An 18031-nucleotide genomic window follows, 5' to 3' on the forward strand; every position below is an offset into this window, starting at 1 on the left:
TGTTTATTGTTTTTGTAGACTTATTGCTACTCCACCACCTTCAGCAAGTCGTAAAGTAAGTTTAGAGTCTTTGGTTATCGTTTGTGTTTCTATATCTAACGCTGTCGGATTGTCATTCCAATGGGCGTCTTTTGCATCTTTATAAATAGTAGCTGAGTAGGTACCGTTATCATCAAGGAAATCAAAATCAATGGTAATTTCTCTTGCATTTTCATCGGTAATACTTCCCACAAACCAATTTTCAGTATTTCTTTCTTTACGAGCTATGGTTACATAATCACCAACTTCACCATTCAATACTTTGGTTTTCTCCCAATCTACCCCCACATCTTTGATAAATTGAAGCGGTTTTGGGTTGGCTTCATAATGCTCTACCAAGTCAGCTGCCATTTGCACAGGACTATAAATAACCACATACAACGCCAATTGTTGGGCTAACGTGGTATTTACCTGATTGTTCTTTTTGTATTTGTCGAACTTGATATCAAAAATACCCGGAGTAAAATCGATCGGACCCGCTAACATACGCGTAAAAGCTACAATTGGTAAATGTTCTGGTGGATTCCCACCATCTGGAGACCACGCATTGAATTCTTGTCCGCGTAACCCTTCTCTTGAAATGATATTCGGGTACGTACGTCTTAATCCTGTAGCTTTAATAGGCTCATGTGCATTTACCGCAACTTGATATTTTGCAGCTTTAATAGCGGCATTATTGTACTGATTGACCATGTATTGCCCATGATGATATTCTCCCTTCGGAATAATTTTACCTACATAACCCGATTTTACAGCATGCATTCCGTATTTCTGCATCAAAGCATACGCGGTGTCTTGTTGTTTTTCATAGGTTTGTGTAGCTGCAGATGTTTCATGATGCATGATGATTTCTACACCTTTTTCTTTAGCATAACGTGTAACTTCGTTTAGATCGTAATCAGGATACGGAGTTACAAAATCAAAAACTCCTTCTCTATCTTCAAAACCAATCCAACGTTCCCAACCGGTATTCCAACCTTCTACTAAAACACCTTTAATGTTATTTTTTGCTGAAAAATCAATAAAACGCTTTACATTTTCAGTAGTTGCACCATGGCGTCCGTGAGCTTTTCCTGTATCTTTCCATTGTCCATCTACCTGCTCCATTCCGTAATCCCAAGACGATTTTCCTAAGTGCATTTCCCACCAAACACCTGTATATTTCATTGGTGTAAACCAAGAAACATCACCTAATTTGTTAGGTTCATTCAAATTAACAATTAGGTTAGATTCGATCAAATCGGGTGCATTATCAGTAATTTGGATCGTTCTCCAAGGCGTATTGAACGGTACTGCTTGTTTTACTTTGTAATCTTGATTGTCAGAACCTACTAAAATACTTTTTAAAGACAATTTTTCAGTATCAACTCCCAAGGTCATTCCTGAATAATCTACCAAAGCAGCCTCATGAAAGCTTAAATGTAACCCATCTTTACCCACCATAGTAACAGGTGTATTCACTGCTTTGTTTGGAATAGATGTTTGTGCCAACGCACTATTTACCTTGTAGTTTTCAGTATCTATTTCTGAAAGTTTTGTGGTGCTATACAAATGCTCGTAAATATCCCAATCTCCTGGAATCCAAAACGTTTTATAGTCTTCTGTTAGATTGAATTCTGTGTTTTCTTCGGTAATAAAAACCTCTTTTAAATTCGATTGTTCTGGAAACTCATATCGAAAACCGATTCCATCATCATACACTTTAAAAACTACATTTAGTTTTCTTTTCTCCTCTGATGTTTCTTCTAACTCAACTTTTAATTCGTTGTAATTGTTTACCACATCTAACTGTTCTCCCCAAGGCATTTGCCAAGTTTCATTGAATGTGTTTGTAGTGGTTTTTACAATCTTAAAATTATCGTTTAACGCTTCAACATTTTTAAAATCAAACCCTAAAAAAGAGGGAGTAACTACGGTTTTACCATTGAATGCTACTTGATAAAACGGTTTACCTTTATCATTCACATCAACATCAACTTTTATGGTCGAATTTGGTGAAGCTACAGATGTTGTTAAAGGTTCGGTATTACACGATACCAAACCAATCAAAAGAAAAACGGTTGCTATTTTTACTATAAATTTCATCACTTATTTCTTTTCTAGTAATACAATATCAAATGCTGAATTCACAGAAACCTTTCCTTCTTTTACTTCAACATCTTGATTAGAATACGCATCATGAAGCGTAACACCATCTTCAAATACTTTTGAAACATCTACCGTCTTCTCTCCTTTTGCTAAATCCAACCCAATGACTACTTCATCTGTAAAATCTCCTTTAGTATACACTCTTGAGAATACATACGGCTTTTCAGAAAGCATTTGGTGTACTCCTGCTCCAACAGCAGGATGATTTTTTCTGAATTGTCCTAATTTTTGCCAATACGCTAACACTTTTTGAGTTTCAACATTGTTGGCTACATCATTCCAGTTCATGTTTGAACGTAAGGTCGCATCACCTACCGTTCCTTCAATCACTAAACTTCTTGCGGTTTCATCTCCGTAATACACTTGTGAAGTTCCCGGTGACAATAATAATTTCGTAGCTGTTTCAAAAGTCTTCTCACGTTTTGGGTCGAATGGTTGTCCGTCATCATGAGATGATAAATAGTTTAAAATTCCGTAGCCTTTCAAGTTCGTATGTAAGCTATCAGAATAACGCTTAAACATGGTTTCTTTGTCTTGCTGAGCAGAATTCCACTTAATTTCAAAGTTGATCAAACTATTGAAGCTTTTATCAAAATAGTTCACCTTTTTATCACCAAAATCAAAAGCTTTTCCAACGCTTATTCCGTAGTTATAAACTTCTCCTACTAAATAGAAACCGTTGTTATCTAATACCTTATCAGTATTGTTTTCTTTCCATTTAGCAAAGGCGTAATCACATTCTTTTCTAAATTCTTGCCACACGCTCTCTTCAGTATGCTTTACCGTATCAACACGATATCCATCAATTCCGAATTCGGTGATATAATCGGTCAACCACTTCATAATGTAAAAACGTGGCGCTCTTGGGTAGCCAGTTCTTGTGAAAAATTCGTCTAACTCAGCTACTTCTTGCTCATATCTACCTTCAGCCTTCCATTTTTCAACCAATTGAGGTGGTAAATCAACAGCTTCGTTGCTTTCTGTTAAAATATCCGGCAAGTTTTTAACCAAGGTACAAGTTACCGTGGTTTCATAGTTTTGATATGTGCATTGAGGCTCTGTACGTACCCAATCACTTGGCCAAACAGGATCTTTCTCTGTAACCGGACCTGTATGATTAATTACCGCATCTAATAAAATACGGATTCCTTTTTTGTGAGCAGCAGCCACCAATTCGTGTAAATCTTCTTTGGTTCCGTAATTTGGGTCGATAGCAGTCCAGTCTTTCGTCCAATATCCGTGAAAACCGTAGGTTAATCCGGTACTTTCGTCGGTTCCATCGTGGATTTGCTCAACAATTGGCGTCATCCAAATGGCGTTGATACCTAAATCGGTAAAATACCCTTCGTTGATCTTTTGAGTGATTCCTTTGATGTCTCCACCTTCAAATCCACGAAGTTTACCAGTTTCTTTGGTTCTGTCAAAGTTTACATCGTTGGAAGTATCTCCGTTATTGAATCTATCAGTTAATAAGAAGTATAAATTCGCTCCTTCCCAAACAAAAGGAACTTCTTTTTTTACTACTGCTGGTTTTTGTTTTGTATCACAACTTACAATAAGTATTGCAACTATGATGAGTGTTAGTAATCGTTTCACGATCTAAAATTTTATGGTTAGTTGTTTCTTTTTATGGGTATTCCACTGAATTGGAATGAATAGTTTGTTATCCCTCTCACTCCAAGTAAAATCGAGTGTTTCTTTACCAAACTTTACTTTTTTAGGCTGTTTCTGAACATTATGAACAATAACATTGATGTTCTTCGTTTCAGTTGTATAATTCGCCCCTGTTTGTGCTGTAAAATCTATTTCAATACACTTTTTACTGGTTTCAGCTTCAAATTTTAATAATTCAAAATGTTCCTTTTCAAAAGCGTCGGCTGTTAGTCCGTCATCATTGTAGAGTTTTCCTGTACCTTTTGAAACGGAAGTATCATAGTAATAGTGTACGTCAAATGTTGAAGCTGAATACTCATCTGTAGTTTGCACTAATGTAGCCATCGGAATAAACGCTCCTGCTCTTACAAATGTTGGAATTGAGTTTTCTTTTACAGTTACTGACTTCGTTTGTCCGCCTGCAAATTTTTCATCAGAATAAAAATCAAACCAAGTACTGTTTTCAGGAAATATTACCTCTTTTTCTGTGACATTAGCCTCCAAAATCGGAGCCACTAAAAAATCATTTCCCCATAAATAGCTGGATGATTTCTCAACTAATTTTTCATCTTCAAAGAATAACGGTCGCATCAATGGCGCTCCAGTTATATGATTTTCAAACGCTAAGGTGTAGTTATAAGGCAATAATTGATAACGTATTTCAATAGCTTCTTTCGCTAATTGTTTAGCTTTTTCAGCTCTAAACACAGGTTCACTAGGAACTTCTTCTTGGGCATGCGGACGGTAAATAGGTTGAAAAACACCGTATTGTAACCACCGTACATACAACTCATCATCTAAATTAGCTCCTGCAAATCCACCTAAATCACTATGCATATAGGCTAAACCTTGCATTCCCATTTGTAAGGCAATTTCTGGTTGACTTTGCAATCCGCCCCATGTTCTATTTACATCACCCGACCACGGAATGAAACCAAAACGTTGAGAGCCTGAATAACCCGCACGCATTAAAATGAATGGTCTGGTTTCTGGGAAATCTCTTTGGTAACCTTCATACACCAATTTAGCCCATTCATGTCCGTAGGTATTATGAACTTCATTAGCAGACCCTGTATGATGTTGCACCCAAGATGGATGCACTTCGGGCTCTCCTAAATCACCCCAAATACCTGCAACACCTTTGTTGGCTAAATCTTTATAAATATCCCAAAACCATTCTTTAGCTTCAGGTTTGTAAATATCAATAATACCTGTATTCCCGAAGAAGAAATCGTAGCGGGCAGGATTCCCAATGGAATCTTTTGCTAAAACATCCTTATCAACCGCTTCTTGCCATCTTTTGGAAGAACTTAACACAAAAGGTTCTGTAATGGTTATGGTTTTAACTCCTTTATCCTTTAATCGTTGAACCATTCCGTCAAAATCAGGAAAAGAATCTTTAAAAACTTCTAAATTCCCCATGGTTTTCTTAATGCCTTTTCCAAACCAATACAAGTCCAGAATAATAGCATCTACAGGAATGCTCTCTTCTTTAAATTTTTGAATCGTATGTTCGGTTTCCTCTTGAGAATGGTACCCAAATCGACTGGAAAAATTACCCAAAGCCCAACGCGGTGGCATAGGTTGTTTCCCAGTTAAATCGGTATAATTATCAATAAGATCTAACCAAGAGTCACCCACAATAACTTGGTAGGTTTTACGACCAGAAATGGTTTCGTAGGTCAATGTATTATCTTTTCTACTGTCTAAATCTAAATACCCAATTGGTGCATTGTCAAAATGGATCATGTATTTCTTTGAAGAAGCTACAATTGGCAGGGTAAAGTTCATTAATTCAGAATGCGTTTCATAGCCATAATGCGCTCGATTGTAGAGTTGTAATCTGTTACCACGTCTATTCATTCCTAAAACTCTGGCTCCTCCTCCATACAATACTTCATCCTCAGTTACATTAAATTGAATGGTTTCAAAATCGTTATTTTTTTGATATCCATTTCTTTCTGAAGTAATTGGTTTTCCTTTGTAAGAATATGAAATTTGAAACGGTTCTTTTTGAATAGTAACATTAACTCCGCAGGTTCTATAATTCAATATATTCTTTTCTTCTTTAAAACTAACAGATTCACATTCTTCGAAGTTTTCATAACCTATCAGAGCATGTGAATTACTATTATAATTCTGACCATTAGGTATAAAAGTAGTTTCAACGATTTTTGGAGAATAAAATTTTATTCTATAAACTCCATCATTTGTTATTACTCTTAGAAATTCACCATCTTGAAATTCAGCGCTGATAAACTCACGTTTTTTAACTTCTTCAGGAAACAACCAAAGTATGGCTTCTTCAAAATTGGTTCGCCACAATTCTTCATTGTGTTGTCCTTCAGGAACTACTTTTGATTGTATGTTTTCAGCAGGAAATTGTTGCGTTTTTAGCATAGCTACCATGCTATTCATATCTTTTACAGTCTGACTAATTTCTTGTCGTGAAGTATTTGCACCTTCTTTTCCGCCAGCTAAAAAATACATTTTTGTATCTTGAATATTTCCTTTTTCTTTTGAAAAAACATTCACTTCCGGCGCAAACCAAAATGCTGGTGAAAACACACCAATTTTCCCAAAAACATTTGGATATTTCAAGGCTGCATAATGTGAAATTAAACCGCCCATTGAGCTTCCTATAATCGCAGTACCTTTTTTTTCTCTTGAAGTTTTATAGTTTGCATCTATATAAGGTTTTAAGGTTTTAACGATAAAGTCCATATACGCTTCACCTTCTCCACCTCCATATTTTGAATGCTTCCAAGGTGAATACTCATCTAATCGTTTATCGCCTCCGTTGTCTATTCCAACAACAATGAAGCTCATGTTTTTATCTCTAAAAAGCTTATTTAAGGTCTCATCAACTTCCCATTCTCCTGAAAACGATGTGCTTTTGTCAAAAATATTTTGACCATCATGCATGTAAATTACCGGAAAGGGTTTATCTGAAGTCTCATAATTTGGCGGTAAATACACCCAAACACGACGTTCTCTATTTAATTGCGGAATTTTAAAAGTTTCTGAAATAACAGATACGTTTTTAGCCGCTGATGATTTATTGGCAACATCTTCTCCTTGCCAACTTGCAATTTTTACAAAAACAGTGTCTTTCTCTTTTGTTTTCTTATAAACACGATTATCGATTTGAGCACCATTTTTATCTCGCTCAACCGTTTGCCAATTTCCTAAAGTGAACTTGAATAAAGTAGTTTCTTCTTTAAACGGAACTGTAATTGTGTAGGTTTTATCAACTTTTTTAAGCTTGTAAGCATCATTACCACCTGTCCAGCCTTCAAAACCTCCAGAGATATAAATTGACTCCTCAAAATTATGATTATCTGGTAATTCATTAACAACAAACGTTACTTGACTGTTTAGTGTAGTTGCTAGGAAAAAGCTAAAAAGTATAAAAAGTAAGTTTCTCATTTTAAAGTTTTGTTGTGAGTAATAAACAACCTTTTTTGTCTAACTTAATATCATCTCCCCAAGTCATTGACTCACCTGTAACTATATTTTTAAGTTGTTTTCCTGATACCTCAATTTCAGCATAACGTTTTAAATCAATGGTAATAGGTTTATCATTTTTGTTTAAAATTAGCACCACTGTTTCGTCATTGGTAACTCTGAATAAGAAATACGTATTCATAAATGGAGCAAAATGAATTGTTTTTCCTTCATGAATAGCTTTGCTATTTTTTCGGTGATTCAATACTTTTTTAAGGAAAGATTGCATTTCTTTTTGATCAGTATTCAATCCTTCACCAGTAAACGCATTGGTTTTATCTCCTTCCCAACCTCCAGGGAAATCGGTACGAATTAAACCATGATCGTGAGGTTTTGCAGTATTTTGAATCAACACTTCTGTTCCGTAATAAATTTGCGGAACTCTTGGAATTGTTAACATGTAACTCAATGCCATTTTGGTAAGTGTAAGATCTTCATTTAACTGCGTAAAAATGCGATCCATATCGTGATTATCAGGGAAAATCATCAGTTTTTCAGGATCAGCATACGCAAAATCATTAGCTAAACCTTCGTAAATTTTTACCAAACCTTTATCCCAAGACTCTTCTTCTTTTAAAGCCTGAACAATATTACTTTGCATAGGAAAATCCATTACAGAAGTTAAGTGAGATTCATATCCGTCTTTATTATCAGCTCCTTTTTGCCAATAACGAATTAATAAGGGATTTAAACTCCACTCCTCACCTACAATGCTAAAGTTTGGATATTCTTCCATAATAGCACCAGACCAATCACTCATAAAGTTTTTATCTGGATACGGATACGTATCTTGACGAATTCCTCCTAACTGTAAGGTTTCTATCCACCAAATACTATTTTGGATAATGTATTTAGCCATAAACGGATTACGCTGATTCAAATCGGGCATTGCTGCGACAAACCATCCTTCTGAAAAGCCTTTTTTATCACTTTCAGAAGCATATAAATCTTGATTTGTGGTTCTTCTATGGTTAGAATTTATATTCTTCTCCCACGTCCAGTTATCAATATTATCTTCGTAATTCTTTTGGTTATTCACCCAATCATTAAAAGGTAAATCTTTCATCCACCAATGTTCCAAACCACAGTGGTTTGCAACCTGATCCATGATGAGCTTCATACCTTTTTTCTTCATTTCAGAAGATAAATTCTTGTACTCTTCTAAAGTTCCAAAACGAGGATCTACTTGATAAAAATCGGTAATTGCATAACCATGGTAAGATGATTCCGGCATATCATTAATTAACAAAGGAGTTGGCCAAATGGCTGTAAAGCCCATATCATTTATATAATCTAAATGATGGGTAATACCGGTAATATCACCTCCATGTCTGCCATAATCGTGTTTTCTGTCAAGCTTTTTCTCTTTTAAAGATGCAAACTCGTCATTTGAGGTATCTCCATTCGCAAAACGATCTGGAGTAATCAAATATACAGCATCCGAACTATTGAAACCTACATACTCATCCGCAGATTTTTCACGAGCTTTTAACTCGTAAGTATGCTTTTTTTTAGTTCCGTTTTCAAAGGTAAAAACAATGTCAAACTTTCCCGCTTTGGTATGTTCAGCAATGTTTACATCAATAAAAAGGTAATTTGGACTGGTTCCTTTTGATACTTTTTCAATAGAAACTCCGCTGTAAGAAATTTCAGGTTTTGCCTCACTAATACCATCTTCTTTAACCAACAACTGCAATTTGGTGTTTTTAAAACCTATCCACCAATGTGGTGGTTCAACACGTTCTAACGTAGAGTTTGATACTTCTACAATAACATTATCAGCATGTTTTTCCTCTTTTTTACAAGAGGTAAAGACGATTAAAAAAAGACATAGTAGTAGTGAGACGGAACCTTTCATTTGATTAAATTGTAACTAAACTGTGAGGTTTTACAGTTACTTTATTGTTGTTTACTAAAATTTCTAAATCATTGTTACCTTCTAGCTCAAATTGTGTTTCTGAATGAGAAACATTTACTTTTACAATTTGACCTCTGAAGTTTACTTTGAATGAATAGCCATCCCATTGCTCCGGAATTCTTGGTTCAAAACTTAATGTATCGTTTTTAACACGCATTCCTCCAAAACCTTCAACAATACTCATCCATGTTCCTGCCATTGAAGTGATATGTAAACCTTCTTCAACTTCTTTGTTATAATCGTCTAGATCTAAACGAGAGGTACGTAAATAGAATGTATATGCTTGTTCCATTCTACCTAACTTCGCCGCTTGAATACTGTGTACACAAGGTGATAATGAACTTTCATGTACTGTAAATGGCTCGTAGAAGTCAAAATGACGCTCTAATTCTTCTTGCGTAAAGTGATCTTCAAAGAAATAGAACCCTTGTAAGGTATCTGCTTGTTTAATGTATGGTGAACGCAAAATACGATCCCAAGACCATTTTTGGTTGATCGGACGCTGAGATGGATCTAAATCAGCAACTGAAATCAATTCCTTATCTAAGAAACCATCTTGTTGTAAAAACACGTTGTGCTCTTCTGAATATGGAAAATACATATTATCAGCTACTTTCTTCATCGACTGCATTTCATCTTCAGAAAGAGATACTTTACTCATAATACGCTCATAATCTGAAGTGTATTCAGTTTTTACCTTTTCAATATTTTCTAAAGCATAATCAATACACCATTTTGCAATATAGTTGGTGTACCAGTTGTTATTTATGTTGTTTTCGTACTCGTTAGGACCTGTAACTCCTAACATTACGTATTTATTCTTTGCTGTTGAAAAATTCACACGTTGATACCAAAAACGTGCAATTCCGATTAAAACTTCCAGTCCTTTTTCTGGAATGTAACTGTAATCGTTTGTATAACGGTGATAATTATAAATGGCAAACGCGATAGCTCCGTTACGGTGGATCTCTTCAAAAGTGATTTCCCACTCGTTGTGGCATTCTTCACCGTTCATGGTTACCATTGGATATAAAGCTGCTCCGTTCGTAAAACCTAATTTCTCAGCATTTTCAATAGCTCTATCTAAGTGATTATAACGATATTCTAACAAGTTTCTAGCAACTTGTTGATCTTTGGTAGCCATGTAAAAAGGAATACAATATGCTTCGGTATCCCAATAGGTACTTCCTCCATACTTTTCACCTGTAAATCCTTTCGGACCAATATTTAAACGAGCATCTTTACCTAAATACGTGTGATTTAATTGTAAGATATTAAAACGGATTCCTTGTTGTGCTTTTACATCACCATCAATAGTAATATCTGCCATTTCCCAAATTTTAGCCCAAGCTTGCTTTTGTTGTTCAAGTAAAGCGTCAAATCCTCGAGAAATTCCTTCTTTCAATACATTCTTTGCTACAGCAACTAATTCATCAATTTCATGATTTCTATCAACAGTATACCCACCAAACTTGTGAATGGTAAACGTTTCATTTTCTTTTACATCTACTGAATACGAAAACGAAATTTTGTTTTCTGATTGCTCAACTTCTGGTTGAATAGCTTGTTTTGCTGAGTTGATAAAAACTTCAGATTGCATGAATGTACACGTATGGAAATACGTTTTCATAGTATGTGCTTCAATAAACGCATGCTCACCATCTTGAGTAACTTTTAAAGTATTCCAGAATTGATCATCCCAGTTACTATCTTCGTTATGAATTCCGCTATCTAAATACGGTTGAAACGTAATTTTTGCATCAGAAGAAATTGGGGTAACACTGTATTGGATTACTCCTAATTCGTCTAAATCTAAGCTTAAAAAACGTTTAGCTTCAACTTTAATTTCTACATTATTTGGTAAGGTAGCTTTAAAGCTTCTTGATAACCATCCTTCTTGCATATTCAACTCACGACGGAAATTTTCTACTTTCTTACAAGTATTTAAGTCTAATGCTTCATCATTAACAAAAACGTTAATTCCTATCCAATTCGGTGCATTTAATACTTTCGCAAAATACTCAGGATAACCATTTTTCCACCATCCAACTCTTGTTTTATCTGGATAATATACTCCTGCAATGTAACTTCCTTGAAAAGTGCTTCCTGTATAGGTTTCTTCAAAATTCGCACGTTGCCCCATAGCACCGTTACCAATACTAAATAAACTTTCGGATGATTTTACGCGTTCAGCATTAAATCCTTCTTCAATAATCGACCATTCGTTAGGTATAATATAATCTTGGTTCATTTTTTACTTTTAATGAATGAGAAAAACCAAAAGATGTAAGACTATTCTCATATTTTATTAGTTGTTTATTTTTTTATCAATTCTTCAATGAAATCTATAGAAATCTCGGTGAAATCTTTAAACACGTAATCTGCTTCGTGTAACACTTCTTTTTCACCAATTCCAATTGAAATCATATTGGCATTATTTGCTGCTTGCACTCCTGCAACACTATCTTCGAAAACAATACAGTTTTCAGAATCCATGTTTAATTCTTTAGCAGCATTCAAAAACACTTCAGGATCTGGTTTTGCTTTAGAAACATTAGTTCCATCCACAATAGCGTCAAATGTTTCAAATAAGTTTACTTTCTGTAAAATTACTCTTGCATTTTTACTTGCTGATCCTAAAGAAATAGGTTGTTTTTTTGATCTTAAAAAATCTAAAATTTTAGGTACATCTGGCAATATTTCATCATCATTCATATTTTCGATGTATTCCAAATAATCATTATTTTTTCTTGCCATTAGTTCCATAAACTTGTCTTCTGAGACAGTTTTATTTCCCAATTCTAAGATCTTTTCTAATGATTTCACTCTACTTACACCTTTAAGTTGTTCGTTTTGAACCTCTGTAAAATCGATACCTAGACTATTTGCAAGTTTTCTCCATGCTAAAAAGTGATATTTGGCAGTATCAACAATCACTCCGTCTAAATCAAATATAAATCCTTTCTTACTCATTATTATTCTTCTACTGTTTGATATGTAATCGCTTTAGGATTAACAATTAAAAAGTTTGCTAATCCTGCAAGGATTAAACTTATTCCTGCAACTGTCATTGCATTAATCGCCTGATCGCCTAATAAACTAGACACAAAATTTACTCCTCCAAGAGCTGCTACAATTTGAGGTATTACAATAAACATATTAAAAATACCCATAATTACTCCCATCTTTTTAGGATTTACAGAGCTTGATAACATTGCATAAGGCATAGATAAAATACTACCCCATGCCAATCCTATCAAAACAAATGAAATAGTTAAATATTCATGTGAAGGAATATACTTCATCAATAAGAATCCTATTCCTCCAAGAATTAATGCCCCCATATGAACATACTTTCTGTTAATTCTACGTTTTGAAGTATATAAAACAAGTAACAAAGCAAAAGCCATTGATGACAATCCATAAGTTCCCATATAAGAACCTACTAAATTTGAAGACTTCTGAAATGCTGTATTTGCAATATTATAGGCTTCTGATTGTTCTATAATTTCCATTTTATAATTTGCTTCAACTGGTGCAGGTGTTTTAAAAACATGTTCAGTTAAAGCAGGATTTGCCATACTCCACATGGTAAAGAATGCAAACCAACTAAAAAATTGGACAACCCCTAATTTTTTCATGGTAGTAGGCATACTACCTATATTATTTATTATGTCTGGTATAAATTGATTTTTCTTTGCTTTTTCTCTTTCAAACTCTTCCATATCTTCTGGCGGATATTCGGTTGTCGTAAAGACCGTATAAAGTATACTTGCTAAAAACACCAAAGCACCAATAGCAAAAGCTACTTTTACAGACATAGGTACAACTCCTGAAGCTGCAGAATCGCTAACTCCTAATTGAGAAACCAACCAAGGTAAGCTACTTGCTACCCATGTTCCAATCCCTATAATAAGTGTTTGCATAACAAAACCATAAGATCTTTGAGAATCTGGTAGTTTATCTGCTACTAATGCTCTAAAAGGTTCCATAGAAATATTTATAGACGCATCTAAAATCCATAAAAAACCAGCAGCAATCCACAAAGTAGGCGAGTGAGGTACTAAAAATAATGCGATTGAACTAAGTATAGCTCCAAAAAGAAAGTAAGGTCTCCTTCTTCCCCATTTTGCACTCCATGTTCTATCACTCATATAACCAATTATTGGTTGTACCAATAATCCTGTTAAAGGTGCGGCAATCCATAACATAGGGATATCATCTTTTGCTGCTCCTAAAGTTTGAAAAATTCGTGACATAAATCCACCTTGTAAGGCGAATCCGAATTGTATTCCTAGAAAACCGAAACTCATGTTCCAGATTTGCCAGAAACTTAATTTACGCTTGTTCATTATCGTAAGTATTGGTTTATGTACGATAAGCGCTATGACTTATCTTAATTCTTTTGTGGAATGAAATTATTAATAAGTCTTGATTTGGTAAAAATATAATTTTGTTTTGATTTTTTTAAAAAAAATTACGATCACGATTTCGTGGATTCTCTCACTTTAATATAACTAGAAATTACTTTCGTTTGAGGTTTCCAGTTTTCGCTTTCATTTTCTATACGATCTATCAATAATTCCGCTGCCTGTTCTCCCATAGTAAATCCATGTTGTACTATAGTTGAGATTGATGGTGATGAGTATTCTGAAATTAATCCATCCGTAAAACCTACTACAGATAATTCTTCGGGTATTTTTAATCCCTTTTCCTTTGCAACTCGTATGGCTAAAGCTGCATAAATTTCATTTACAGCAAACACACCATCAATATTCTGCTTAAAAAGCTCTCTTATTTGCTTATAAATATCGGAGTCATTATCACTTTCAACATTAACAACTAAATTTTTATCTATTTTTCTTCCAGTTTCTTTCAATGCTTTTTCATACCCTTGATAGCGATCTAAACCAACTGTTACGTGTTCTGGGGTGGTAATTATCGCTATGTTTTTACATCCAATATCTATCAAGTGTTTGGTCGCTTTATGTCCTGCACCAACATCATCTACAATAACTTTATCACAGTGTAAAGAACTATGAACTCGATCAAATAATACTAAAGGGACTTCATTATCAATTAAATTATAAAAATGTTGGAGTTCTTTATTTCTCAAACTTTCTTTTGCTATTGACACAATTAAACCGTCTACACTTCCATTTGTTAATACATTAATAGTCTCTATTTCTTTTTGCTGATCTTCATTAGAAAAACAAACCATGATATTATAACCTCTTTCACTAGCTATTTTTTCTATTCCACTAATAACAGTTGAAAAAAAATGATGTACTATCTTAGGCAATACAATGCCTATTACTTTCGTTTTCTGGTTACGTAGTTGTAATGCTAGATTATTTGGACGATAATTATAATGATCGGCATATGCTTTAATCCTCTCTTTTGTTTCTTGACTAATTTCATGACTATCTCGCAATGCTTTTGATACTGTTGATGTAGAAACGCCTAATTCTTTGGCAATTATCTTAATGGTAATTTTTGGCTTCATATTTTACAAAACTGATAAAATTTTCGCTCAATATTATCAATATGTTAAGTTAAAGTTAAAAAGTTATCAACACGAAAACGTTTTCGTAGACGTACTAATACTTTGTGGGTACTTTAAATAACTATATTCACGGCGTGGAATTAAAATTATTGATAAATAAGCAATCAAATTTACAGTTATTATTTTAACAAATTATACATGAAGAATTTAAAATTATTGTTTAGTAGTTTTTTGCTGCTTTCTTCTCTTTCAATGTTTGCACAACAAACCATTAGAGGTAAAGTAACAGAAAAAGCTACAGGTGAACCATTACCTGGTGTTAGTATCCTTATTAAAGGGACTATAAAAGGAGCCGAAACTGATTTCGATGGAAATTATGTTTTGAATGATGTTAAACCATCAGATGTTCTAGTTTTCTCTTTTATCGGGCAAAAAACCCAAGAGGTTTCAGTTGGCTCTAAGGTGAATATTTCTATTCAACTAGAAGAAGGAGGGCAAATATTAGAAGAAGTTGTTATTGTGGGGTATGGTGTTCAGAAAAAAAGTAGGGTCCTAGGTAATGCTGTAAGAGTTAATGCTGAAGATATAAAAGATGTCCCTGTACCTTCTGTAGATGCTGCTTTACAAGGAAAAGCAGCTGGAGTTCAAGTTATTCAAGGTTCTGGGTTGGCTGGTTCTGCTAACGTTGTAAGAATTAGAGGAATATCTTCTATTTCTGCGGGCGGTGATCCTTTATATGTAATAGACGGAATTCCAATTACACAAGATTATTTTTTAGCAGGAGATTCTAATGGACAAAATAATAATCCTTTAGCAGCTCTAAATCAAAATGACATTGAAAGCATTGAAGTTTTAAAAGATGCTGCTGCTGCAGGTATTTATGGTTCTCGTGGTGCTAACGGTGTGATCTTGATCAAAACCAAAAGAGGTAAAAAAGGATTAAAATTCTCTTTTAATAGTAGTTCTTCTTTTTCTAAACCAACGTATACTCCTAATATCATGAACAATCGTCAGTTATTAGAAATTTATCAAGAAGCTTGGGAAAATGATGGTCATACAGGTTTAGCAGATTTACCTAGAGATATTTCTTGGACAGATGCTTTAAACACAAATACAAATTGGGTAGATTTAGTTACTAAAACTGGTGTTTCTTCAAGAAATGCTTTTTCTGTAAACTACGGTAACAAAAAATTAAAAGCATATGCTAACCTATCATATGATGACACAGAATCATTTATTGTAAACGATGAATATCAAAGAATTAGTGGTCGTTTTAATATTGATTATAATATTTTAGATAATTTAAAAGTTGGATTAAACACTTCTTTGTCTAAAGGTATATACAAACAAGTAAACATTAATGATACTTGGAGAAACGCACAAAGTTTTACACTTCCTTTCTATTCTCCTTATCAAGCAAATGGAGATTTAGATAATACTTTTCCAAATCCGTTAGTAGAGTTACAATATCGAGATAGAAGAAATGAAGAAGTTAGAACAATTAATGCTATTTCTTTAGATTACGAACCTATTAAGAACCTATACTTAAGAGGTACAGTTTCTATGGATTATATGGATTTTAGAACTTTCTATTGGGAATCTAGAGAAGTTGGTAGGATCAATGGTGTCGTCGAAAATGAAAGAAATACATACGCTTCTGTTACCCCTACATTTATTAATAATTACAATACTAATTTAACCGCTTCCTATTTATGGGATGTTAATGACCAAAATTCATTTAACTTTTTATTAGGTACAGAATACCAAAGAAGCACAAGTCAATATTATAAATTTTACGATGTTGATAGTAACTTAGGTTATATTAATAGTGATGCTCCTTTATATAAGAATTCAGAGGATCTTGTAAAATACAGAGAATATACAGGTCAATCAACCTATTCTTTTGCATCATATTTTGGGCGTGTTAAATATACTTTTGACAATAAGTTAGATCTTATGGCACTTGCCAGAGTAGACGGTTCTTCACGTTTTGGAGAAAATAATCGTTACGGATTCTTCCCTACCGTATCTGCTGCTTACGATTTTTCTAAAGAAAAATTTATTACCAACAATGAAACTATTAGTCGTTTAAAATTAAAAACCTCATATGGTATAACAGGTAATTCTGCTATTGGTAATGACTCTCGTTTCGGAGCTTATAGCATTCCAAACTCTGGTACGTTTTATTTAGGTGAACAATATCAATCTATTATTCGTTTAGAAAATCCTGATTTAAAATGGGAAACAGCGCAAACGTTTGATGTTGGTTTAGAACTAAATTTCTTTGATGATAGAATAGAAACAGAACTATCAGCATATTATAAAAAATCAAAAGATGTTTTACTAGATTTATTCCAAGTTCCATCTGCTGGTTACGGAGAACGCCTTTGGGTAAATGCTGCTGAAGTTGAAAATAAAGGTGTAGAATTTAATTTAAATTCTAAAAACATAGTAACAGATAATTTTACATGGACTACCAATTTTAATATTGCGCATAACACCAATAAATTAGTTTCTTTAGGAGGTGTAAGTCCAGATTTATTAGAAGGAGGTTTTAATGACACCCGTGTAATTGAAGGTCAACCAATTGGAACTAATTACTTAGTACGCTTTTCACGTGTTGACCCTACTGATGGTTTACCAATCTTTTTAGATAAAGAAGGTAATGAAACAAAAACGTTTGATTTGGCTAATCGCGTTTCTACAGGATCAGTTATTCCAGACGCTACAGGTGGTTTTGGCACTAAGTTTAAATATAAAAATTGGGGATTAGATGCAGATTTTGTATTTACTATTGGAGGAAATATCTACGATGGATTTGCAAAAAGATCATTGGGTACATTTATTGATGGAGATAACTCGTCTAACGTAAGAACGGATATTTATGATCGTTGGAGAAACCCCGGAGATACTAGCAATCCAAGAGTGTTTTGGGATCATACCCAAGTTGATGGCTTATCTAGTGTTTGGCAATACAACCATACGGGATTTTTATACGATGCATCATACCTGAGAATGAGAAACATATCATTAAAATATTCATTACCTAATAAGTTCTTGGAAGGTAGTTTCTTAAACTCATTAATGTTTACATTTAGTGGTACAAACTTAGTTACCTGGACAAAATACCCAGGTGGAGATCCAGAAATTGCTAGGGATTTCCAATATCAAAGAGATAGAAACTTATCACCTAACGTATCTTATTTAAGTGTTCCTCAAGCAAAAACATTTACGATTAATATCAACGCAACTTTTTAATT

At 34.0% G+C, this 18031-nt stretch carries 9 protein-coding genes; 1 reads left to right on the plus strand and 8 read right to left on the minus strand.

The genetic code is table 11. The features are described from left to right. Positions 1 to 3 precede the first annotated feature (3 nt). From C7447_RS07130 to C7447_RS07165, 8 genes are all read right to left on the minus strand, one after another. Positions 4 to 2124: a glycoside hydrolase family 97 protein gene (locus C7447_RS07130; RefSeq protein ID WP_148869823.1), complete on the minus strand. Its 2121-nt coding sequence runs from the start codon at positions 2122 to 2124 to the stop codon at positions 4 to 6. Between the two features lie 3 nt (positions 2125 to 2127). Continuing rightward, positions 2128 to 3783 (minus strand): alpha-amylase family glycosyl hydrolase, encoded by a 1656-nt coding sequence (locus tag C7447_RS07135; RefSeq protein ID WP_148869824.1) that lies wholly within the window; start codon positions 3781 to 3783, stop codon positions 2128 to 2130. A gap of 3 nt (positions 3784 to 3786) precedes the next feature. Continuing rightward, entirely contained in the window at positions 3787 to 7269 is a 3483-nt protein-coding gene (locus tag C7447_RS07140; RefSeq protein ID WP_317128801.1) for a TIM-barrel domain-containing protein, read from the minus strand. A 1-nt stretch (position 7270) separates the two neighbouring features. Then, the gene (locus C7447_RS07145; RefSeq protein WP_148869825.1) at positions 7271 to 9205 is read right to left on the minus strand and encodes a glycoside hydrolase family 13 protein; all 1935 of its coding nucleotides are present in this window, start codon (positions 9203 to 9205) and stop codon (positions 7271 to 7273) included. Between the two features lie 4 nt (positions 9206 to 9209). After that, positions 9210 to 11516 carry a glycoside hydrolase family 65 protein gene (locus C7447_RS07150; protein ID WP_148869826.1) on the minus strand — a complete coding sequence of 769 codons (2307 nt, stop codon included), beginning with the start codon at positions 11514 to 11516 and terminating at the stop codon, positions 9210 to 9212. Between the two features lie 65 nt (positions 11517 to 11581). Further along, positions 11582 to 12238 carry a beta-phosphoglucomutase gene (gene pgmB, locus C7447_RS07155; protein ID WP_148869827.1) on the minus strand — a complete coding sequence of 219 codons (657 nt, stop codon included), beginning with the start codon at positions 12236 to 12238 and terminating at the stop codon, positions 11582 to 11584. Positions 12239 to 12240: 2 nt separating this feature from the next. Beyond that, positions 12241 to 13617: an MFS transporter gene (locus C7447_RS07160; protein WP_148869828.1), complete on the minus strand. Its 1377-nt coding sequence runs from the start codon at positions 13615 to 13617 to the stop codon at positions 12241 to 12243. 131 nt (positions 13618 to 13748) lie between these two features. Then, positions 13749 to 14771, minus strand: a complete 1023-nt coding sequence (locus C7447_RS07165) for a LacI family DNA-binding transcriptional regulator (RefSeq protein ID WP_148869829.1) — start codon at positions 14769 to 14771, stop codon at positions 13749 to 13751. A 198-nt stretch (positions 14772 to 14969) separates the two neighbouring features. On the opposite strand from C7447_RS07165, the gene C7447_RS07170 reads away from it, so the two are divergent. Further along, complete coding sequence (locus tag C7447_RS07170; protein ID WP_148869830.1) at positions 14970 to 18029, plus strand: SusC/RagA family TonB-linked outer membrane protein; 3060 nt, start codon at positions 14970 to 14972, stop codon at positions 18027 to 18029. Positions 18030 to 18031 lie beyond the last annotated feature (2 nt).

Source organism: Tenacibaculum adriaticum, from assembly GCF_008124875.1.
GTDB lineage: Bacteria > Bacteroidota > Bacteroidia > Flavobacteriales > Flavobacteriaceae > Polaribacter > Polaribacter adriaticus.